At 73.1% G+C, this 21,400-nt stretch carries 21 protein-coding genes; 9 read left to right on the forward strand and 12 right to left on the reverse strand.

Features of this window, described 5'->3' with window-relative positions; all coding sequences use genetic code 11:
- The first annotated feature begins 53 nt into the window (after nt 1–53).
- Nucleotides 54–1,199, forward strand: coding sequence for a CaiB/BaiF CoA-transferase family protein (locus tag AB0C35_RS08705; protein WP_358452151.1), 1,146 nt, complete (start codon nt 54–56; stop codon nt 1,197–1,199).
- 217 nt (nt 1,200–1,416) lie between these two features.
- The gene (locus tag AB0C35_RS08710; RefSeq protein WP_358452152.1) at nt 1,417–2,271 is read left to right on the forward strand and encodes an alpha/beta fold hydrolase; all 855 of its coding nucleotides are present in this window, start codon (nt 1,417–1,419) and stop codon (nt 2,269–2,271) included.
- A gap of 72 nt (nt 2,272–2,343) precedes the next feature.
- On the opposite strand, the gene AB0C35_RS08715 is transcribed toward AB0C35_RS08710, so the two are convergent.
- The 5 genes from AB0C35_RS08715 to AB0C35_RS08735 all read right to left on the reverse strand — a co-directional run bounded on the left by AB0C35_RS08715 (nt 2,344) and on the right by AB0C35_RS08735 (nt 6,463).
- Complete coding sequence (locus AB0C35_RS08715; RefSeq protein ID WP_358452153.1) at nt 2,344–3,597, reverse strand: aminotransferase class III-fold pyridoxal phosphate-dependent enzyme; 1,254 nt, start codon at nt 3,595–3,597, stop codon at nt 2,344–2,346.
- 107 nt (nt 3,598–3,704) lie between these two features.
- Complete coding sequence (locus tag AB0C35_RS08720; protein WP_358452154.1) at nt 3,705–4,364, reverse strand: GntR family transcriptional regulator; 660 nt, start codon at nt 4,362–4,364, stop codon at nt 3,705–3,707.
- 16 nt (nt 4,365–4,380) lie between these two features.
- Nucleotides 4,381–5,166: a maleate cis-trans isomerase gene (locus tag AB0C35_RS08725; protein ID WP_358452155.1), complete on the reverse strand. Its 786-nt coding sequence runs from the start codon at nt 5,164–5,166 to the stop codon at nt 4,381–4,383.
- Between the two features lie 36 nt (nt 5,167–5,202).
- Nucleotides 5,203–5,964, reverse strand: coding sequence for an Asp/Glu racemase (locus tag AB0C35_RS08730; RefSeq protein ID WP_358452156.1), 762 nt, complete (start codon nt 5,962–5,964; stop codon nt 5,203–5,205).
- Between the two features lie 16 nt (nt 5,965–5,980).
- Nucleotides 5,981–6,463, reverse strand: coding sequence for a DUF3830 family protein (locus AB0C35_RS08735; RefSeq protein ID WP_358452427.1), 483 nt, complete (start codon nt 6,461–6,463; stop codon nt 5,981–5,983).
- A gap of 342 nt (nt 6,464–6,805) precedes the next feature.
- Between AB0C35_RS08735 and AB0C35_RS08740 the strand changes: the two genes are divergently transcribed.
- Together AB0C35_RS08740 and AB0C35_RS08745 are read left to right on the forward strand one after the other, a co-directional pair.
- A complete protein-coding gene (locus AB0C35_RS08740; protein ID WP_358452429.1) occupies nt 6,806–7,753 on the forward strand; it encodes a D-2-hydroxyacid dehydrogenase in 948 nt (315 codons plus the stop codon).
- Between the two features lie 8 nt (nt 7,754–7,761).
- Entirely contained in the window at nt 7,762–9,174 is a 1,413-nt protein-coding gene (locus AB0C35_RS08745; protein WP_358452157.1) for an amidase, read from the forward strand.
- Between the two features lie 58 nt (nt 9,175–9,232).
- Here AB0C35_RS08745 and AB0C35_RS08750 read toward each other — a convergent pair whose 3' ends face one another.
- Complete coding sequence (locus AB0C35_RS08750) at nt 9,233–10,246, reverse strand: alcohol dehydrogenase catalytic domain-containing protein (protein ID WP_358452158.1); 1,014 nt, start codon at nt 10,244–10,246, stop codon at nt 9,233–9,235.
- A gap of 110 nt (nt 10,247–10,356) precedes the next feature.
- On the opposite strand from AB0C35_RS08750, the gene AB0C35_RS08755 reads away from it, so the two are divergent.
- Nucleotides 10,357–11,046, forward strand: a complete 690-nt coding sequence (locus AB0C35_RS08755) for a TetR/AcrR family transcriptional regulator (RefSeq protein WP_358452160.1) — start codon at nt 10,357–10,359, stop codon at nt 11,044–11,046.
- 8 nt (nt 11,047–11,054) lie between these two features.
- Here AB0C35_RS08755 and AB0C35_RS08760 read toward each other — a convergent pair whose 3' ends face one another.
- The 5 genes from AB0C35_RS08760 to AB0C35_RS08780 form a co-directional block, all read right to left on the reverse strand.
- On the reverse strand, nt 11,055–11,717 hold the full coding sequence (locus AB0C35_RS08760) for a DUF1707 domain-containing protein (RefSeq protein WP_358452162.1): 663 nt from the start codon (nt 11,715–11,717) through the stop codon (nt 11,055–11,057).
- A 204-nt stretch (nt 11,718–11,921) separates the two neighbouring features.
- Nucleotides 11,922–13,295: a dihydroorotase family protein gene (locus AB0C35_RS08765; RefSeq protein ID WP_358452164.1), complete on the reverse strand. Its 1,374-nt coding sequence runs from the start codon at nt 13,293–13,295 to the stop codon at nt 11,922–11,924.
- Between the two features lie 10 nt (nt 13,296–13,305).
- Nucleotides 13,306–14,400: a mandelate racemase/muconate lactonizing enzyme family protein gene (locus AB0C35_RS08770; RefSeq protein WP_358452166.1), complete on the reverse strand. Its 1,095-nt coding sequence runs from the start codon at nt 14,398–14,400 to the stop codon at nt 13,306–13,308.
- Entirely contained in the window at nt 14,397–14,990 is a 594-nt protein-coding gene (locus AB0C35_RS08775) for an SRPBCC family protein (protein WP_358452168.1), read from the reverse strand. Before AB0C35_RS08775 ends, AB0C35_RS08770 begins: the two co-directional genes overlap by 4 nt.
- Before the next feature lies 1 nt (nt 14,991).
- Nucleotides 14,992–15,957, reverse strand: coding sequence for an MBL fold metallo-hydrolase (locus tag AB0C35_RS08780; RefSeq protein ID WP_358452170.1), 966 nt, complete (start codon nt 15,955–15,957; stop codon nt 14,992–14,994).
- A gap of 145 nt (nt 15,958–16,102) precedes the next feature.
- Between AB0C35_RS08780 and AB0C35_RS08785 the strand changes: the two genes are divergently transcribed.
- The 4 genes from AB0C35_RS08785 (at nt 16,103) to AB0C35_RS08800 (ending at nt 20,780) form a co-directional block, all read left to right on the forward strand.
- Complete coding sequence (locus AB0C35_RS08785) at nt 16,103–17,107, forward strand: asparaginase (protein WP_358452172.1); 1,005 nt, start codon at nt 16,103–16,105, stop codon at nt 17,105–17,107.
- Between the two features lie 75 nt (nt 17,108–17,182).
- The gene (locus tag AB0C35_RS08790; RefSeq protein WP_358452174.1) at nt 17,183–17,677 is read left to right on the forward strand and encodes a (2Fe-2S)-binding protein; all 495 of its coding nucleotides are present in this window, start codon (nt 17,183–17,185) and stop codon (nt 17,675–17,677) included.
- The gene (locus tag AB0C35_RS08795; protein WP_358452176.1) at nt 17,674–18,546 is read left to right on the forward strand and encodes a xanthine dehydrogenase family protein subunit M; all 873 of its coding nucleotides are present in this window, start codon (nt 17,674–17,676) and stop codon (nt 18,544–18,546) included. The genes AB0C35_RS08790 and AB0C35_RS08795 overlap by 4 nt, the downstream gene beginning before the upstream one ends.
- A complete protein-coding gene (locus AB0C35_RS08800) occupies nt 18,543–20,780 on the forward strand; it encodes a xanthine dehydrogenase family protein molybdopterin-binding subunit (protein WP_358452178.1) in 2,238 nt (745 codons plus the stop codon). Before AB0C35_RS08795 ends, AB0C35_RS08800 begins: the two co-directional genes overlap by 4 nt.
- Here AB0C35_RS08800 and AB0C35_RS08805 read toward each other — a convergent pair.
- The gene (locus AB0C35_RS08805; RefSeq protein WP_358452180.1) at nt 20,777–21,394 is read right to left on the reverse strand and encodes a PadR family transcriptional regulator; all 618 of its coding nucleotides are present in this window, start codon (nt 21,392–21,394) and stop codon (nt 20,777–20,779) included. The two genes, AB0C35_RS08800 and AB0C35_RS08805, sit on opposite strands and share 4 nt — an antisense overlap.
- Nucleotides 21,395–21,400 lie beyond the last annotated feature (6 nt).

Below are 21,400 nucleotides of genomic sequence, written 5' to 3' on the forward strand. Positions count from 1 at the left end.
CTTACGTTCATCGTGCACACTAGGGGGACCGAACGAGATTCAGGGAGTCGCACATGGGCCAGGGGCCGCTGTCCGGAGTACGGGTGATCGAGCTGGCCGGTATCGGGCCGGGGCCGTTCGCCGCGATGCTGCTCGCCGACCTCGGCGCCGATGTGATCCGCGTCGACCGCGCCTCCGCGGTCAGGGCCGGCGAGGCGACCGGCGGCACCGACTTCAGCAACCGCGGCAAACGCTCGATCGCGATCGACCTCAAGAGCGAGAAGGGCAAGGAGGTCGTCCTCCGCCTGGTCGAGAAGTCCGACGTCCTCCTCGAAGGGTTCCGGCCCGGCGTCACCGAGCGGCTCGGCCTCGGCCCGGACGACTGCCTCGCCCGCAACCCGGGGCTCGTCTACGGCCGGATGACCGGCTGGGGCCAGGAGGGGCCGCTCTCCCACACCGCCGGCCACGACGTCGCCTACATCGCCATCACCGGCACCCTGCACGCGATCGGCCGCGCCGGCGGCCCGCCGCAGGTCCCGATGAACCTCCTCGGCGACTTCGCGGGCGGCAGCATGTACCTCGTCGTCGGCGTCCTGTCCGCCCTGCTGGAGTCCAAGACGAGCGGGCGCGGCCAGGTCGTCGACACCGCCATCGTGGACGGCGCCGCGCACCTGTCCACCTTCATCCACGGCTTCCTCCGCGGCGGCCTGTGGGAGGACCGCCGCGGCGTCAACATGCTCGACACCGGCGCTCCCTGGTACGACGTCTACGAGACCTCCGACGGCCGCCACATGGCCGTCGGCGCGATCGAGCCCCAGTTCTACGCCGAGTTCCTCCGCCTCGCCGGCCTCGAAGGCGAGGACCTCCCCTCCCAGCACGACCGTGCCGGCTGGCCCGCCCTCCGCGACCGCTTCGCCGCCGTCTTCCGCACGAAGACCCGCGACGAATGGACGGAGATCTTCGTCCCCAGCGACGCCTGCGTGGCGCCCGTCCTGTCCATGGCCGAGGCCGCCGAGCACCCCTACAACACGGCCCGCGACGTCTTCCCCGAACTGGCCGGCCACCCGCAGCCCGCCCCCGCCCCGCGCTTCTCCCGGACCGCCCCCGAGACCGACGGCGTCCCCGCCCTCCCCGGCGGCCAGACCCGCGCCGTCCTGGACGACCTCGGCTTCGACGACGCCGAGACCCTCTTCAAGGAAGGCGCGGTGGCCCAGGCCTGAGCCGGTCCCAAGCCCTGGTCAAGCGATATGCGGGCTGATCCGATTGTGAGTCGTTTGACAATTCCGCCCCGGTAACCGGCGGCCGTCGCACAAGACCGGGCCGGAAAGCGGCCGTACGTTATGGGCACTCCACCCCGACCGGCACGGCGATGAGGGGCCGGACCCGCCCATCCGGGTCGCGGTCTATTTTCGGTGTGCCCGCATTAGGGAGATGCGCATGCGATTCAGGCGGCTCCGATCATTGGCGGTCATCGCGGCGGCGGCGGCCGCGGTACTGGGCACGACCGGCATCACCGCGCCCGCCCACGCCGAGACGAGTCCGGAGGGGGCGAACGACTGGAACTGCCGGCCGTCGTTCTGGCATCCCCGGCCGGTCGTGCTCGTGCACGGGACGTTCGAGAACATGGCGTTCAACTGGCAGAAACTCTCGCCGGAGCTGAAGAAGGCCGGATACTGCGTCTACGCCCTCAATTACGGCGGCCCGCAGGACGGCCCGATCCAGGGGATCTATGACATTCCCCAATCGGCCGGGGAACTGTCGGCGTTCGTCGACCGGGTGCTCGAATCGACGGGGGCGTCCAAGGTCGACATCGTCGGGCACTCGCAGGGCGGCATGATGCCGCGGTACTACATGAAGTTCCTGAACGGGGCCGCGAAGGTCAACAAGCTCGTGGGGATCGTCCCGTCCAACCACGGGACGAACGCGTCCGGGCTGGTGGAGCTGGGCCGCCTGCTCGGCATCACGCAGGCGATCGTGAAGGCCGCGCCCGCGGCGGGCCAGCAGATCGTCGGCTCGGACTTCCTGAAGAAGCTCAACGAGGGCGGCGACACCGTGCCCGGCCCGGAGTACATCGTGCTCGCCACCAAGTACGACGAGGTCGTCACGCCCTACACCTCGGCGTTCCTCAACGGCTCCAACGCGCACAACGTCCTGCTCCAGGACAAGTGCCCGAACGACACCAGCGCGCACGTCGGCATCAACTTCGACCCGGTGATGATCAAGTTCGTGCTGCACTCGCTCGACATCTGGGGCCCGTACTGGCCCATCGACTGCGCGAACCCGCTCGGCTGACCTTCTGCGGACACGACGGCGCCCGGCGGCCTCCCCCTTCGCCGCCGGGCGCCGTTCCGCGTCCGAGGCGGCTCAGCCGACCGCGTCCGCGACGGACTGCGACCAGAGGCCGAGGGCGTCGTCGATCTGCGACTCGGTGACGATCAGCGGCGGGATCATCCGGACGACGTTGCCGTACGCGCCGCAGGTCAGCAGCAGGAGCCCGCGCTCGGTCGCCGCCGTGTGCGCCCGCTGCGCGGCGGCCGCGTCGGGCTCGCCGCCGGGCGCGGTGAACTCGCTGGCCTGCATGAGCCCGAGCCCGCGCACGTCGCCGATCTCCGGGTGGTCGGCGGCGACCTTGCGGAGGCCGTCGTTCAGCCGCGCGCCCTGCCGGGCGGCGTTGCCGACGAGGTCCTCGTCCTGGATGACCTCGAGCGTGGCGAGCGCGGCGGCGCAGGCGACGGCGTTGCCGCCGTAGGTGCCGCCCTGCGAGCCGGGACGGGCCTTCTCCATCAGCTCGGCCGGCGCCGCGATCGCCGACAGCGGGAACCCGCTGGCCAGCCCCTTGGCGGTGATGAGGACGTCGGGACGCGCGGCGGAGTGCTCGTGCCCCCAGAACCGGCCGGTCCGCCCGAACCCGGTCTGCACCTCGTCCATGATGAGCAGGATGCCGTGCCGGTCGGCGCGCTCGCGCAGGCCCTCCAGGAAACCGTCCGGGGCGGGGATGTAACCGCCCTCGCCGAGGACGGGCTCGACGATGAACGCGGCCGTGTCGGACGCGGGGCTCGCGGTGACGAGCAGGTAGTCCAGCTCGCGCAGCGCGAACCGGGTGGCCTCCTCCTCGTCCCAGCCGTACCGGTACGCCTGCGGGAACGGCGCGATGGCGGCGCCCGGCATCAGCGGGCCGATCCCGGCGCGGAACTTGGTGCCCGCGGTGGTCAGCGCGGCGGCCCCCATCGTCCGGCCGTGGAAGGAGCCGTGGAAGACGACGATGTTCTGCCGGCCGGTGGCGTGCCGGGCCAGCCGGATGGACGCCTCGACGGCCTCGCTGCCGCTGTTGAGGAAGAACAGCGAGTCCAGGCCGGACGGCAGCACCTCGCCGAGCGCGTCGGTGAGCCGCAGCAGCGGCTCGTGCATGACCGTCGTGTACTGGCCGTGGATCAGCGTGCCGACCTGACGCTGCGCCGCCTCGACCACGCGCGGGTGGCAGTGGCCCGTGCCCGTGACGCCGATGCCCGCGGTGAAGTCCAGGTGCCGGCGGCCGTCGGTGTCGTACAGGTAGACGCCCTCGCCGCGCGCGGCCAGGACGGGGGTGGCCTGCTTGAGCAGGGGTGACAGCTTCGCCATACGTCGTCCCTCCGGTGCCTTCGGTAGATTGTCGACAATCTGCAATGTAGGTGCCCCTCGGCCCGGATGTCCAGCGCCGAGGGGGCCCGCCGCCGCGAATGTCGCGGCTAGGAGACGCGGAGGCGGTCGATGGAGTCGGTCATGTGCTCCTCGATGAGCGTCAGCAGCCGCTCCTCCTCGCCGTCGCCGATCGCGTCGACCAGCCGCGAATGCTCCTCGACGAGCTCGGACGGCTCCGGGTAGGTGTCCTGCAGCGCGTTCAGGCACATGCGGGTCTCCACCAGCAGCGTGTGCGCCATCCGCTCGAGGCGCGGGCTGCCGGACGAGCTGACCAGCACCTCGTGGAACGCCTGGTCGGCGTCGCTCATCGCGACCCGGTCGCGTTCGCTCGCCGCGTCGACGAGCGCCTCCAGGGCCTCGGTGAGCCGGGCGACCGCCTCACCGCGGTTGCGCTCCATGATGAGCTGGCAGGCCTCCCGCTCGATCGCGAGCCGGGCGAGGTAGACGTCCTCGACGTCCCCCTCGTCCAGCGTGATCACGAAGAGCCCGCGGTGCGGCTCGCTGACGAGCAGTCCCTCCTGGACGAGCCGCTGCATCGCCTCGCGCAGCGGGCCGCGGCTGATGCCTAGCCGGCCGGCCAGCTCGGCCTCGCCGAGCTGGGCGCCGGGCTCCAGCGACCCGTACATGATCGCCGAGCGCAGCTCGTCCGAGACGATCTCGACGGTCGACTTGCGGGGGACGGGTTCCAGCTCACCCAATCGGCCCATGCCGCGGGTCCTTTCCTCATAGCTGCCGGGTATCTCGTTGGTGCTCGAAGACATCCGGCGGGACGGTGGCGGGCACGGCGAAGAGCCGGCCCAGCCCGGTGCGCGGCGAGAGTCCCCCGGGGCCGGACGCGAGCCGCAGCCCCTCCCACACGCTCACCTGATTGGCGGTCAGCACGGGCTTGCCGACCCGTGCCTCCAGCTTGTCGAGCCAGGACACGGTGTGCAGCGCGGTGTCGGGCACCAGCACCGCCTCGGCGTCCGGATGGTCGTTGGCGGCGACGAACGCGAGGACCTCGTCGCGGCCCAGGGTGCCGACCTCGGCGGCGGTGACGATGCCCCGGCAGGACAGCGCCACCACCTCGATGCCGGCGCGGCCGAGGAACGCGACGAACCGCTCCGCGACGTCGGCCGGGTACGTCGCCGCGACCGCGACCCGCGTCACGCCGAGGGCGCGGGCGGCGTTCACGAACGCGAACGACGTGCTGGACGCGGGAACGCCCGCCGCCTCGCGGACGCCCTCGACCTGCTGCGCGGCGCCGTCCCAGCCGAACACGAAGCTTCCGCTGGTGCAGGCCCACACGGCGGCCTGGACGCCCATCCCGCGCAGGGTGCGGGCGCCGTCGCCCAGCACGTCGGCGCCGCCGATGTCCAGCAGGGCGTCGACCCTGTGGGCGTCCTCGCGCATCAGCGTGTGCACGACCGGAAGGCTCACCCCGCCGAGGGCGCGCTCGATGGCGGGGTAGTCGTCCTCAGCGCTGTAGCCGGGATAGAGAAACCCGGCGCGCAACCCGTTCTGGTGCATGGAATCGTCAATCCTACCTTTGCGGATCATCGGCGATCAGGCGGCGGTGGACGGGGCCAGCTGTACGAGCGACTGCCCGGGACCGGCCGCGGAGCGGCCCATCGAGCGCAGCGCCGCGCACATCGTGACCTGGTTGGCGGTCAGGACCGGCTTGCCGATCATCTGTTCCAGCGGGGCGATGATGTCGTAGGTCGGCACGTTCGTGCAGCTGATGAAGACGGCCTCGGCCTCCGGGGCGTCGACCGTCGACACCGCCGACACGATCTCGCCGTAGCCGACTTTCCAGATGTGGCTGAGCAGCCCCATCCCGACCGACGACACCACCTCGATGCCGTACTCGCCGAGAAAGGACACCAGCCGCTCGGTGACGGCGTCTATGTACGGCGTGACGACCGCGATCCGGCTGATGTCGAGCAGCCGCAGCGACTCCACCAGCGCGCCCGAGGTCGTCGTCGACACGGGTGCGCCGGCCATCGTCATCGACTCGTGCAGCCGCAGCTCGCCGGCCTTGCCGCCGATGAAGCTCCCCGACGCGCAGGCGTAGGCGACGGCGAGCGGCTCGGGGGCGAGCACGTCCCGCGTCGCCTGCCGGACGATCGACTGGTCCGACAGCGCGGAGGCCATCTCGACGGTGACCGGCACCGGCACGTACGGCAGCCGGGTCATGAACAGGGACACGTCGTCGGGGGTCCACCGCCACAGCTCGCGGTCAAGGGCGAAGTCGAAAGGGGCGACCACGCCGATGCCGTGCTGGGCGAGCAGTTCGGGGCCGACGACCAGCGTTGGGTCGAACGTCATCTGCGCGCCCACCGCTCTACGAGTCAGCACGGTCGTAGACCAGGCGCTCGCCGACGCCGCCGGAGCGCCACACGTCGTTGCAGGCCTCGGCCATGCGGTCGAGCCCGTCGACGATCGTCGCGTAGACGTTGCCGGGTACCCAGCCGACGTCCCCGTTGAGCAGCAGGTTGTTGCGCCCGTAGAAGATCGCCAGGTCGATGACGCCGGGCAGCGCGTGGATGCCCTTCTCCTCCTTGAAACGCCGGTCGAGCATGCCGCCGGCGAAGGAGAAGTAGACGACGTCGCCCGGGATCGGCGTGACGGTGGGGTTCTCAAGGCCGACCTCGTCCTCGGAGAACCGCTCGACCATCGTGTACACCTCGTTGCGCGCGTACTTGGCGTGGTACGCGTCGCCGCCGAGGGGCAGGGAGCGCCACACGGCCTCGCAGGTGCGCGGCGCGTCCTTTTCCAGCAGCTCCGCGACGCATGACACGCCGCGACGCTCCAGAGTGATGGTCATGAGCTTGGGCATGCCGGACCTCCCCGTGAACAGGGGTGGGCGAGAGCGTCGCCACCCGAAGGACTCTTCCGTTAGAGCGCTCTGGGATCCGTCCTGGCCTTGCGTGGGCAGGTTGCGACGGTCTTGCAGCACACGAGATCTCAGTGCGGTGACCGGGGCCGCGGTGCACCGCGCTGATTGTTGACAATCCTACGAACCGATCCTAGCGTGTCAATGCCTCCCCGAGTTCCCTTCACATAAACTCCGGACTCCCTGAAAGTGGCGCCGATGGAGCATGTCCCGCCCGCACCCGGTGGACCGCCCGACGTGGTGGTGCTCGTCGGGGACGTCCCGCCGCGCGACATGGCGGACGTCGAGCATCGCGCCCGCGTCCGCTACGTGCGCGAGTCAGAGCTCGCGGAGGCACTTCCCGGCGCCGACGTCCTGTTCATGTGGGACTTCCTCTCCGACGCCCTCGCCGGGGCTTGGCCCCGCGCCGGCGGCCCGGGCTGGGTGCACATCGCGAGCGCGGGCGTCGACCGGCTGCTGTTCCCCGGCCTCGTCGAGAGCGACGCGGTCGTCACCAACTCGCGCGGCGTCTTCGACGAGCCGATCGCAGAGTACGTCCTCGGCCTGGTGCTCACGTTCGCCAAGGACCTGCACACGACCGTCCGGCTCCAGGGGGAGAGGCGCTGGCGGCACCGCGAGACCGAGCGGATCACCGGCGCCCGCGCGCTGGTCGTCGGCACCGGGCCGATCGGCCGCGCGATCGCCCGCCGGCTGTCGGCCGCGGGCCTGGCCGTGTCCGGCGCCGGCCGCACGGCCCGCGACGCCGACCCCGACTTCGGGCTCGTCCACCCGATGGAGCGGCTGGACGAGGCGCTCGCCGGAGCCGACTACGTCGTGCTGGCGGCTCCGCTCACCCCGCAGACCCGCGGCATGATCGACGCCGCGGCGCTGGACCGGATGCGGCCGTCCGCGCGGCTGATCAACGTGGGGCGCGGCCAGCTGGTGGACGAGGCCGACCTCGTCGAGGCGCTGCGGGCGGGCCGCATCGCGGGCGCGGCGCTCGACGTCTTCGAGGACGAGCCGCTCCCGGCGTCGTCGCCCCTGTGGGCCATGCCGGACGTCGTCGTCTCCCCGCACATGTCCGGCGACGTGGTCGGCTGGCGGGACGAGCTGGTCCGCCTGTTCGCGGCCAACTTCGACCGCTACCTGTCCGGCCGCCCGCTGCGCAACGTCGTGGACAAGCGGCTCGGCTACGTGGGTTCACCGCAAGGGGCCGGCTCACCGGTGACACAGAGGGGGTAGCAGTGACCGTGACCAAGTCAGAGGTGACCGGGACCGACGCGGCCGACCTGACCGCGACCGAGCTGCTGGAGGAGTACGAGGCCGGGACGCTCTCCCCGGTCGAGGCCGCCGAGGCGGTCCTCGCCCGGATCGAGCGGGACGACCCCGAGCTCAACGCGTTCTGCCTCGTCGACGAGGAGACCACGCTCGCCATGGCACGCGACGCGGCCGACCGGCGGCGGCGCGGCGCCGCGCTCGGGCCGCTGGACGGCGTGCCCGTCTCCATCAAGGACGTCCTGCTCACCCGCGGCTGGCCCACGCTGCGCGGCTCCACGACCATCGACCCGGCGGGCCCGTGGGACGAGGACGCCCCATCCGTCGCGCGCCTCCGCGAGCAGGGCGCGGTGTTCGTCGGCAAGACGACCACGCCCGAGTTCGCGTGGAAGGGCGTGACCGACAACCCGCTCACCGGCGTCACCCGCAACCCGTGGGACCCGTCCCGCACGCCGGGCGGGTCGAGCGGCGGCGCGGCGGCGGCGGTCGCGGCGGGCATGGCGCCGCTCGCCCTCGGCACCGACGGCGGCGGCTCGGTGCGCATCCCCGCCGCGTTCACCGGCACCTTCACCATCAAGCCGACCTACGGCCGCATCCCGCACTACCCGGCGAGCCCGTTCGGGACGCTCGCGCACACCGGCCCGATGACGAACACGGTCGCGGACGCGGCGCTGCTGCTCGACGCGATCTGCGGCCCCGACGGCCGCGACTGGTCGTCGCTGCCGCCGCCCGACGTCCCGTTCAGCGAGGCCGGCCTCGACGACCTGACCGGCCTGCGCGTCGCGTTCAGCCCCGACCTCGGGTTCGCGAAGGTCGATCCCGAGATCGCGGCCTCCGTCGCGGCCGCCGCCGAGTTCTTCGCCGAGCTGGGCGCGAAGGTCGAGCTGGCCGACCCGGGTTTCGGCGACCCCGTCGAGGAGTTCGAGGTCCTGTGGTTCGCGGGCGCCGCCAAGGTGGTCGAGCACCTGCCGCCCGAGGCCCGCGCGCGGCTCGACCCGGGCCTGCGGGAGATCTGCGATCAGGGCGACCGCTACTCCGCCGGCGAGTACCTGACCGCCACGGCGCGCCGCATGGAGCTCGGCCGCATCATGGGCCTGTTCCACGAGCGCTACGACCTGCTGCTCACCCCGACGATGCCGATCGCGGCGTTCGAGGCGGGGCTGGAGGTCCCGCCGGGTTCCCCGTCCCCGCGCTGGACGAGCTGGACCCCGTTCACCTACCCGTTCAACATGACGCAGCAGCCCGCCGCGAACCTGCCGTGCGGCTTCACCTCCGGCGGCCTGCCCATCGGACTCCAGGTCGTCGGCGCCCGGCACGCCGACGCCCTGGTGATGGCCGCCTGCCACGCCTACGAGCAGGCGCGTCCCTGGCCGAAGCGGCGACCCTAGCGGAGCGGAGGCCGCCGGCCGGGAATGCAGGGGCCGTCCCCCCAGAAGGAGTGCCTGCTCAACCGAACGTGATGACCGCGCGGCCCCGGTGGACGCCCTCGTCCATCTCGGCGAGGACGCGCGGCGCGTCGTCCAGCGTGACGGGCGTGACCTCGGGGACGATCCCGTGCGCCACCGCGAAGTCGAGGGTGTCGCGCAGGTCGTGCGGGGACCCGGACGGTACGCCCATCACCCGCAGCCGGTTCACGACGAGCGCCGCCGGGGGCACGCTGACGTTCTCGGCGCCGAAGCCGAGGTAGAGCAGGGTCCCGTCGGGGCGCAGGCCGCCGAACGCGGCGAGTCCCGTGGCGGTGTCGGGTGCGGTGTTCACCACCACGTCCGCGCCGCCCCAGTCCCGCAGCGCCTCGGCCGGGTCCTGCTCGGCGGTCGCGACGAACAGTTCGGCGCCGAAGGTTCTCGCCTCCTCCTCGGCGCGGTGCGACCGGGACACCACGGCGACCCGGGCGCCCATCGCGGCGGCGAACCGGGCCGCCATCGTTCCGACGCCGCCGGTGCCGAGAACGGCGACCTTCGACCCGGCGGCCGTGCCGGCCTGCCGCAGCCCGTTGAACGCGGTGATCCCGGCGCACATCAGCGGCGCGCCCGCCACGGGGTCGAGACCGTCCGGCAGCGGGGTGACGAACCCGGCGCGGCCCAGGAAGTACTCTGCGTAGCCGCCGTCGCGGTTGACGCCGGTGACGGGCCTCGGTGCGCCGGTGCACAGGATCTGGTCGCCGCGCACGCACTGGTCGCAGTGGCCGCACGACCCGTACGGCCATGCGGCGCCGACCGGGGTTCCGGGCTCGGGCCATTCGACGCCCTCGCCGAGCGCGGCGACGACGCCGCTGATCTCGTGTCCGGGGACGATCGGGAACGTCCCGAACGGATAGTGGTCCCGCAGGTGGCCGACCTCGGAGTAGCACATCCCGCACGCGGTGACCTTGACCAGGATCTCGCCGGGGCCCGGTTCGGGCACCGCCCGCTCGACGATCTCCAGCGGCTTGCCGGGTGCGGACAGAAGTGCGCTGCGCATCGCAGGCCTCCCTTTCCATGAGTGGGCATAGCGTTGATACGGCATCAACCATAGCGGCGCTATACGACTATGCATAGCGATGTTCGGCAAATTTCTGTAACATCGATGTTGTGACTGCTCAGAAGGACCCTGACACCCGGGCACGGATCCTGCGGGCGGCCGTCAGGCTGCTCACCGAGGCCGACGGCGAACCGGTCTCGACACGCGCCGTCTGCACGGCCGCCGGAGTCGGGGCGCCGACCCTCTACCACCACTTCGGCGACAAGCGCGGCCTGTTCGACGCCGTCGCCGCGTACGGGTTCGAGGAGTACCTGGCGAGCAAGCGCGCCCAGGACGGCACCGGCGACCCGGTCGACGACCTGCGCCGCGGCTGGGACCTGCACATCGAGTACGGCCGGACGAACCCCGCGTTCTACACCCTCATGTACGGGACGTCCCGCACGCCGCCCGTCGCGGACGAGGCGCACGCCATCCTGCTCGGACTCGTCGGCGCCGTCGCCCGCGCCGGCCGCCTGCGCGTCCCCGTCGACACCGCCGCCCGGATGATCCATGCGGCCGGGGTCGGCGTCACCTTCGCGATCATCGCCGGCGAGGACGACGGCGAGCTGTCGGTCCGGACGAGGGAGGCGATCCTCGGCGCGATCACCGTCTCACCCGGCGGGAAGGAGAACGGGACCGCGTCGGCGTCCGCCCGCGCCGTCGCCCTGCGCGCCGCCCTGACCGCCGACCCGCCACCGCGCCTGACGGCGACTGAAGCGGCCCTGCTCAACGAATGGCTGGATCGGATCGCCGACGGCTAGTCGGGCGGCTAGTCGCCCTCGGCCTGCTTCAGTTCCTTCTCGCGCTTCTTCTGCCGGCTCGACTTGCGGCGCTTCACCCCGACGCCGCCCCAGAACGCCAGGCCCTTGACGACCACCGTGGGCGCGCCGGGCACGCCCGGGCCGCTCGCCCGCTGGTCGAACCCGCCCATGATCCCGAGCCCCTTGACGTGCACGGTGATGTCGTCCGGCACGATGATCTCGAAGCCGCCCATGACGGCCAGCGCCCGGATCGTCGTCTCCGGCCCGTCGAACCGCGCCTCCCGCAGGTCGATCTTGCCGCCGCCCCAGAACGCGAACGCCCGGAATTTGCGGGGGACGTTCCACACGCCCGCCCGCCGGAACCCGCTCATGATCCCGATGCCGCTCTTCCAGGACGGCGCGCCCTCCACCGGGCGCCAGGCGTCCGCCCCGGCCACCGGTGCGGCCGGCGGCGCGGCGCCCGGCGCGGGCAGGTCCCGGGTGAGCGGCTCCAGCTCCCCGTACGTCTTGGCCGCGTACACCGCGTCCAGCCGCTCGTCCAGCTCGGCCAGGGTCAGACGCCCGTCGCCCGCCGCGTCCCGCAGCACCTGCGCGACCCGCTCGCGATCGGCGTCACCGGCGCGCATCTCCGGCGTCGCGGGGGTTCCTGCGCGCTCCGGGAGATTCGTCATGCCCCGAGCCTAAACCGCAGACGCGCCGCGCGGCGACCTGTACCCAGCGTGGTCCGTACAGGAAACGGCGGTGGCCGCCGGCCGCGGCGGCGGTGCTGACGCGGCCGGTGTGCCGGTCGAGGACCGCGACCTCGTCGGGGGCGAAGACCGGTGTGTGCGTCACCAGCATGAGGACCGCGATCGCGGGACTCACGGCGCGCTCCTTCACGGGCCGGCCGGGGGACCGGGGGGCGGGTGACCGGGGCCGGGGAGGAATCGGCCGGTGCGGGCGTCGGCGGGCCGACCGTCCTCGGCGACGAGTTCGCCGCGCAGGTAGGTCCGGACGACCCGGCCGGTGAAGGTCCGGCCGTCGTACGGCGTCCAGCCGGCCTTGGAGCGGACGCCGGAGTCACGGACCGTCCAGGCCCGGGACGGGTCGACGAACGCGATGTCGGCGTCGAATCCCGGCGCGATGCGTCCCTTGCGCGGCCACAGGCCGAACAGGCGGGCCGGGACCTCCGCGTACAGCCGCGCGACGTCCTCGTAGGCGATCATCTGGCGGGCGGCGGCGTCGAGCAGCGCGGGCATCGTCGTGTCGAGGCCGGGCAGCCCGAAGTGGACGTCCCAGATGTCGCCCGACGCCTTCTGCTCCCGGGTGGAGGGCGCGTGGTCGGACGAGACGTGGGTGAGCGGGCCGTCCCGGAGCAGCCCCCACAGGGCCTCCTCGTCACGGTCGTGGCGTGCGCGGGCGGGCGGCGTGAACTTGCGGAACCCGCCGTGCTCCAGAACCTCGTCCTCGCGCAGCAGCAGGTACTGGGGACAGGTCTCGGCGAACAGGCGGGCCCCCGCCGCGCGTTCCCGCCCGAGGTACTCGGCGACCTCGGGATGGCTCACGTGTGCGACGGCCGCCCGCGCCCCCGCCTTGCGGACGAGCACCCCCGCCACCATCGCCGCGACGACCTCGGCCTCCCGGTTGCGCCACTGCGGGACGATCCCGCCGTCACGGCGTCCCGCGTCCCGCAGGACCGCGCCGGCGGACTCGGTCAGCGACTCGTCCTCGCAGTGCAGCAGGCTGACCGCGCCGGCCTCGGCGGTGGCGCGCAGGTGCCGCCACAGGGCCGCGGTGTCGTGCCCCGGCACGCCGTGGGTGGTGCAGGTGAAGACCTTGAAGAACGCCGCACCCGCCTCCCACAGGGGGCGTACGTACGCCTCGGCGTCCGGCCATGCGTGCGCGGCGAGGCCGAAGTCCACGTTCGAGCGGCCGTCCAGGTGGTCGATCTTCGCGCGCAGGTCCCGGACGGTCCGGACCGGCTCGCCGTGCGCGTGTTCGATGATCGTCGTCGTCCCGGCGGCCGCCGCGGCGCGGGTGCCGTGCGGGAAGTCCTCCCGGTCGGTGGCGCCGGGGTCCATCAGGTGGACGTGGGCGTCGACGCCTCCGGGCAGCAGGAGCAGCCCGGAGGCGTCCACCCGCCGCCGCGCCGGCGCGCCGCCGTGGCCGAGACCGACGATCCGGCCGTCGTGCACGGCGACGTCGGCGCGGCGGCGGCCCCCGCCGGTGACGACGGTGCCGCCGGAGATGAGCAGGTCGAGGATGGCCACGGCCCGTCCCTCAGATCCGGTACTCGTCGACGGCGGACGTGGACAGCCGGATGCCGAAGCCGGGCTCGTCGGACAGCTCGATGTGCCCGTCCACCACCCGCACCGGCTCCTCCATGATCGGCTGCCACCAGGGCTGGTACTCCTGCCAGACCGCGTTCGGCGCGGCACAGGCGAGATGCGCCGAGTGCTCCATGAACAGGTGCGGCGTGACGGGCAGCCCGAAGCCCTCGCAGATGTGCGCGGCCTTCATCCACTCGGTGACGCCGCCCATCCGCATGAGGTCGGGCATGACGTAGTCGGCGGCCCGGCCGCGAGCGAGTGTCAGCAGCTCGTCCTTGAAGTAGTTCGACTCGCCCGTGCACAGCGGCATCGGGAGCCGCGCGGCGGCGGCGGTGTAGTCGTCCACCCGGCCGTGCGGGATGGGTTCCTCCAGCCAGAAGACATCGTGCTCCTCCAGGAGCCGCGCCACGGTGAGCGTCCGCTTGAGGTCCCACGCCTGGTTGGCGTCCACCATCAGCTTCACGTCCGGGCCGATGGCCTCGCGCACCGCCTGCACGCGCAGAACGTCCTCGAACTGGTCGGGCAGCCCCGCCCGCATCTTGACGGCGGTGAACCCCTGGTCGACGAGGTCGCGCGCCTCCGCGGCCAGCTCGTCGACCGTGCGGTCGAGCCACAGGCCCTGGCTGGCGTAGGTCTCGATCCGGTTGCGGTACCCGCCGAGTAGGCGGTGCACCGGCAGGCCGGCGGCCTGGCCCGCGATGTCCCAGCACGCGGTGTCCAGGGCGGACATCGCGAGGGCGGCGACGCCGCGGCGGCCGATGAACCCGCAGGCGTCCGACATCCGCCGCCAGTGCGCCTCGGTGGCGAGGGCGTCGTGGCCGGCCAGCGTCTCGCCGAGGTCCTCGATGAACCGGACGAGGGCGGCGACGCGGCCGCGGCCGAACGCGAAGCTCCACGCGACGCCCTCGTGCCCCCCGCGGGTCCGCACCCGCACCAGCGCCGTATCGATCGCCGGGATGGGGAACGCGGCGGTGACGAGCGGTCGGTCGAGGGGAATGGACAGGAAGTCCGTCCGCACTTCGGTGACGGTCGTGGCGGAGGTCATGAGGGGGTCCTCTCCTGTGCGGCGCGTGAGCGCCTGAACGGGCGCGCGAGCGCTGCGAGGATCCGCCTCAGCAGCGACCCGCCCGCGAGCCCGAGCAGGTCGATGGCGTCCTCGGAGCCCGCGGGATCCTTCGCGGGCGCCGGGCGCTCGCTCGTGATCTGCTCGGCCAGCGCGTCCGCGAACCGGCCGATGATCGTGTTGCCGACGTCGGTCATGACGCCGCGGCCGAGCTGCGCTGGCCGTCCGGTGATGTCGAGGTCGGAGCAGACGTCCACGCGGGTCGCCCCGCCTTCGGCCGCGAGCCGCATGGTGACCGTGGCCGCGGCGGTGCCGGCGCCGCGGACGTCCTTGCCCCTGGCCGTGAGCGTCGCCGTGTGGGACGCGGGATCGCGCGAGGTGAACTCCGCACGTCCCTTGTAGGTGAGGGTGACGGGCCCGACCTTCGCCTTGACCCGGCCGCTGAAGGCGTCGCCGTCCACCGACTCGAGCGTCGCGCCGGGCATGCACGGAGCGACCCGCTCGATGTCGAGGAGGACGGCCCACGCCTCGTCCACCGGGATCGGCACCGTGAAGGTGTTCTCGATCCGCATGTCAGCCCCCGTGGCCGATGGCCGCGGTGCCCGCGAGCCAGCGGTAGGTCAGCAGGACGTTCAGCCGGTGGTTGGACCGGACGAGGGCGGCGAACCGGCCGGCCTCCCCGGCCTCTGCGTCCGGGACGATGTCAGACAGCGGCAGCGGGTCGTCCAGCGCCACCTCGTCGAGGACCTTCTGCACGCTCGCGCCCTGGTCCCGCAGACGCGCGACCGAGGCGGCGACGTCGTGCAGGTAGTGCAGGTGCCAGCTGATGCCGGGTTCGGCGGCGGCGAGCGGGCCGTGCCCGGGGACGAGGGTGTCGACGCGGATGGTGGACTTCAGCGCCTGGACGGAGCGGGCGTAGCCGACGGGGTCGCCGGCCAGCAGCATCGGCGGGATGCCGTGGTGGCGGAGGAAGTTGCCGACCCAGGCGACCTTCGCGTCGGGGACGTGGACGACGGTGTCGCCCGATCCGTTGCCGGGCCCGAAGTGCCACAGGTGGACGACCCGCCCGCCGAGGTCGATCTCGCAGAACCGGTCGAAGACGAGGTCGGGCTGCCGCCAGGTGACGACGTCGTCCAGGCCGTCGTCCCCGTACATGCTGCTGAGCCGCAGCTCCTTCTCGTCGTCCAGCGAGATCGACGCCATCGACGCCTTGTTGAGCCGGGACGAGACGAGTGTGACGTCGTCGCCGAACGCGGCGTTCCCGAACGTGTGGTCGCCGTGGAAGGTGGTGTTGGCCAGGTAGCGGACGGGGCGGTCGGTGATCTCGGCGACCACCTCCTGGAGGTAGCGGCCCACGCCGGGGGTGATGCCGGAGTCGATCACCATTGCGGCCCGGTCCCCGACGATCAGCCCGTTGTTGTCCTTGGGGATGCGGTTCGCCATCAGCGCGTAGACGCCGTCGGCGAGTTCGGCGGGGCGCAGCCGCAGGCCGCGCGGGCTGAGGTTCGGCGGGACGAAGTCCTCCTGTCGTTCGCTCATCTCGTGGATCACGGGCAACGGCCAGCAGACCACCTTCGCCCTCCCTTCATATGTACATCTTTATGTATCTTGATACCTAAAGCTAATCAGAAGCACCGGAGCCGTCAAGAGGCGGCCCGGGACGCGGCCGCAGGAGGTGCCCGGGATGACCACCGTCCGGACCAGGAGCAGAGTCCACGTCCTCGCGCTCGGCGGCACGATCGCGATGACCTCGCCGGGAGAGGGGCACGGCGTCCGGCCGGCCCTGAACGCGCGCTCGCTGATCGACGGCGTGCCCGGTCTCGCGGACGTGGCCGAGGTCGGCTTCGACGCCGTGCGGCCCGTCCCCGGCGCGCACCTGCGCCTCGGCGACATCCAGGCGGTCGCCGCGCGGGCCGGGGAACTGCTGGCGGACGGCGCGGACGGCGTGGTCGTCGTCCAGGGCACCGACACGCTGGAGGAGACGGCGTTCGCCCTGGACCTGCTGTGCGCGTCGGACCGCCCCGTCGTGGTCACCGGCGCGATGCGCAACCCGGGCATGCCCGGTGCGGACGGCCCGGCGAACCTGCTCGCCGCGGTGCGGGTGGCGGCGAGCGAGGCGGCCGCGGGCGTGGGAACCGTGGTGGTGATGAACGATGAGATCCACGCGGCGCGGTTCGCGCGCAAGGGGCACACGACACGGCCGTCGGCGTTCGGCGGCGCCGGGGTGGGGCCGATCGGCTGGATCGCCGAGGACCGCGTCCGGGTGCCGCTCCGCCCGGCGCGCCGGGTGCGCCTCGTCCCGCACGGCGGTGCGGAGCCGCCGCCGGTCGCCCTCGTGACCGTCGCGCTCGGGGACGACGGCCGCGTGCTGGCCCGGCTCGCCGGCCTCGGCTACGCGGGGGTCGTGCTGGCCGCGTTCGGCGCCGGGCACGTGCCGGACGCCCTGGTGGACGAGGCGGCCCGGCTCACCGAGTCGATGCCGGTCGTGCTGACGTCCCGGACGGGGGCGGGGGAAGGACTGCGCGCCACCTACGCCTTCCCCGGCTCCGAGACCGACCTGCTGTCGAGGGGCCTGATCGGCGGGGGAGCACTCGACCCCTACAAGGCGCGCGTCCTGCTCTCGCTCGCTCTCGCCGCCGGCTGGGACCGCCGGCGGATCGCGGACGCGATCGAGCGGCTGTCCGCCTAGGCGTTGCGGCGGACAAGGGCGTTATGTATTTTGATACCTAAAAACAGACGTATATATCTGCGGGAGGTGGGCGACGTGGAGCGATGGACGGCGGAGGACGACACGGTGCCGTGCGAGCTGGACGTCAACGGCGGCGCGGAGGCGGTCCGCGTCCCGCCGCGGCGGACCCTGGCCGACGCGCTGCGCGACCACGGGCTCACCGGCACGCGGCTCGGCTGCGAGCACGGGGTCTGCGGGGCCTGCACGGTGCTGATGGACGGCCGTCCCGTCCGGTCGTGCCTGACGCTGGCCGTCCAGGCCGCGGGCTCCCGGATCGAGACGATCGAGGGCGCCGCGCCCGAACTGCGGGCGCTGCGGCGGGCGTTCGACGAGGGCGGCGCGCTCCAGTGCGGATTCTGCACGCCCGGCTTCCTGATGCTCGCGGCCGGGTTGCTGCGCGACGAACCCGGCGCCTCCCCCGAGCGGGTGCGCGAGGTGGTCAGCTCCAACCTCTGCCGCTGCACCGGTGGCGTGCCGATCCTGAAGGCCGTCCTCGCCGCGCAGCGCGAACTGGCCGGGAGCGCGCGATGAAACCGCCGCCGTTCGCCTACGCGCGGGCCGCGACCCTGGACGAGGCGCTCGCCCTCGTCGCCGAGGCCGGGGACGAGGCCAAGTTCCTCGCGGGCGGGCAGAGCCTGCTGCCGCTGCTCGCCTACCGGCTCGCCCGGCCGACGCACCTGGTGGACATCGGCCGCCTGCCCGGCCTGGACCGCATCGAACCGGCCGGCGGCGGGCTCACGATCGGCGGGCTCGTCCGCCACGCCGACCTGGAACGGTCCGCCGCGCTGACCGGGCCGTGGCGGGCGATCCGCGAGGCGGCCGCCCAGATCGGGCACCTCCCGATCAGGGTGCGCGGCACGTTCGGCGGCAGCATCGCGCACGCCGACCCGGCCGCCGAGCTGCCGGTCGTGGCGACCGCGCTGGACGCGGTGTTCGTGCTGCGCTCGGTCACCGGCACGCGGACCGTCCCGGCGGCGGACTTGTTCACCGGCCCCTTCATGACGGTCATCGAACCGCCGGAGGCGCTGGTGGAGATCGGCTTCCCCGCGCCGCCGCCGGGGCTTCGCAGCGTGTTCGAGGAGTTCACCGCCCGCTCGGGCGACTTCGCGCTCGCGTCGGCGGCCGCCGCCGTCGCGCCCGGGGACGACGGCTCCGCGCGGCACGTCCGGATCGCGCTCGGCTCCGTCGGGCCCGTCCCGGTCAGGGCGCACGACGCCGAGGCGTCGCTGGAGGGCGCCGCGCTGACCCCGGACACCGTGGCGGCGGCCGCCCGGCTCGCGGCGGACGGGATCGAGCCGGGCGAGGACGCCTTCGCCCGGCCGGCGTTCCGCCGCGACCTCGTCGCGGCACTGGTCGGGCGGGCCCTGACGCGGCTCATGAACGAAGGAGACAGAGGATGACCGGGATCATCGGCGGCGACGTGCACCGGGACGCGAACGCGCCGCTCCTCGCCGGCACCGCGCAGTACGCGGCCGACCTGCGCCGCGACGGCGAGGTGCACGTCCGCCTCGTCCGCAGCCCCGTCGCGCACGCCCGCATCACCGGGATCGACGTCTCCGAGGCCGCCGCGCACCCGGGCGTCGTGGCGGTCCTCACCGCCGACGACCTCCCGGACGTGCGGATCCCGATCCGGCTCCCGCTGTTCGAGACGCCCGAGGCGAACCGCTTCCTGCAGCCGCCCCTCGCGCGGGAGGTCGTCCGGTACGTGGGCGAGCCGATCGCCGCGGTCGTCGCCACCGACCCCTACCTCGCGGAGGACGCGGCGGAGCTGGTCGACATCGACCTGGACGAGCTGCCCCCGGTCACCGGCATCGCCGACGCGGAGGCGGCCGAGCCGATCCACCCCGCGGCGGGCACGAACGTCGTCGGGACCGTCCCGCTCCGCCACGGCGACGTGGACGCCGCGTTCGCCGCCGCCGACATCGTCGTCCGCGAGCGGTTCCGGATGCACCGGCACACCGCCGTCCCCATGGAGACCCGTGGCCTGCTCGCCGAGGTGGACGAGATCACGGACCGCCTGACGCTGTGGGGCGGGGCCAAGGTGAAGCACTCGGTGCGGCAGGCGCTCGCCGGGATGCTCGGCATCGACGCGGAGCGGATCCGGGTCGCGGAGGTGAACGTCGGCGGCGGCTTCGGCGTGCGCGGCGAGACCTACCCGGAGGACTTCCTCGTCGCGTTCCTCGCCCTGCGGCTGCGCCGGCCGGTGAAGTGGGTGGAGGACCGCGCCGAGCACTTCGTCGCCACCAACCACGCGCGCGAGCAGGAGCACGAGCTGGAGATCGCCGCGACGGCGGACGGCCGGCTGCTGGCCTTCCGCGACCGCGCGGTCGCCGACCACGGCGGCTATGTCCGCTCCCAGGGCATCCTGCCCGAACTGCTGCCCGCCCAGCAGATCGCCGGTCCCTACCGGTGGGAGGCGTTCGCCGTCGAGGCGACCGGCGTCATCACCAACCGCACCCCGGTCGGCACCTACCGGGGACCGGGCATGACGGAGGTGACGTTCGTCCGCGAGCGGCTGCTCGACATGCTCGCCGCCCGGGTGGGCGCCGACCCGGCCGAGCTGCGGCGCCGCAACCTGATCCCGCCCGAGGCGATGCCGTTCACGTTCGCGATGGACGAGGGCTCCGCCGTCCCCGGGCTGACGTACGAGAGCGGTGACTACCCGGCGGCCCTGGACGCCCTGCTCGACGCGGCGGGATACGACGGCCTCCGGCGGGAGGTGGCCGAGCGCCGCGCGGGCGGCGAGTGCGCCGGCATCGGCCTCGCCGCCTACATCGAGATCGGCGCCATCGGGCCGTTCGAGGAGGCCCGGGTCGTTCCGGACCGCGCCGGCGGCTTCACCGTCCACGTCGCGACCGGTTCCCTCGGACAGGGCGCCGAGACGGTGTTCGCGCAGATCGTCGCGGATGCCCTCCGGGTGCGCGTGGAGGACGTCCGGGTCGACTTCTCCGACACCGACGAGATCCCCATGGGCTTCGGGGCGTTCGCGAGCCGCTCGACCCCGATCGCGGGGAACGCCGCCCTGCTCGCCGCCCGCGACCTGCGCGCCAAGGCGGCCGAAGCGCTGGGCGCCGATCCGGACGACGTCGAGTTCGGAGCGGGTCTCGTCCGCGCGGGCGGGGCCTCGCTCCCGGTGGGCAAGGTGGGCGAGGGACGCGCCCGCTTCGACAAGCCCCACCCGACGTTCTCGTTCGGCGGCGCGCTCTCCCTGGTCACTGTGGACCGGGCCACCGGCCGGGTACGGGTGCAGCGCCATGTCGTCATGCACGATGTGGGGCGGGCGGTCAATCCGGCCCTGGTCCGCGGCCAACTCGCCGGCGCGGCGTCCCAGGGGATCGGCGGCGCCCTTCTGGAGGAGCTCCTCTACGACGCACAGGGGCAGCCGCTGTCCACGACATTCGGCGACTACCGGATGCCGACCGCCTCCGAGCTGCCCGAGATCGAGGTCGTCGTGGTCGAGCACCGGCCGCCGGAGTCCAACCCGCTGGGCGCGAAGGGGGCCGGGGAGGCGGGGATGGTGGCCACGCCCGCCGCCGTCGCCAACGCCGTCGCCGACGCGCTCGGTCTGGAGGTCACCCGCCTTCCGCTCACCCCCGACCGCGTGCGGTCACTTCTCCGCGACGCCGGACGCTAGGCCCGGCCGCTCTCGCCGCGCAGCGGGACGCCCTTGCCCTCCAGCTCGTCCAGCAGGGCGAGGCCCTCCTTCGCCCACTCGATCTCGGCGCGGGCCTTGAGGACCTCGCCGCGGAACGCGAACCTGCGGAACGCGACGATCGCCTCGTGCTCCTCCTCGGGCCGCTGCTCCAGCCGACGGCGCAGCAGCGACACCCGGCGCGCGTCCAGGTCGTCCAGCATCCGCTCCCAGCCCTGGAGCGCCCTGGTGAAGTGGTGCAGGTGCTCCCGCATCTGGTGGCGCGCCGACTCGTACGTCGCCTGCTCGAAATGCGCGGCCTTCAGCCGGTACGGGTCCCGCTCGGACTGGTACGGCGTGAGCTCCCGCTCCCACCGCTGCAGCTCGGCCGTGCCCGCCTCGTTGATCGAGTAGACCCGCTTCTCGGCACGCTCGCCGCGCGGCACGACCTGGACGGCGACCAGCCCGTCCCGCTCCATCCGGCGCAGTTCCGGATAGATCTGGCTGTGCGGTGCGCTCCAGACGTAGGCGACGCTCCCGTCGAAGTACTTGACCAGCTCATACCCGGTCATCGGCTGGGCGGTGAGCGTCGCGAGCAGCGCATGGCGCAGTGACATCGTTTA

It is taken from the genome of Spirillospora sp. NPDC048819 (assembly GCF_040650055.1).
Taxonomy (GTDB): domain Bacteria; phylum Actinomycetota; class Actinomycetes; order Streptosporangiales; family Streptosporangiaceae; genus Spirillospora.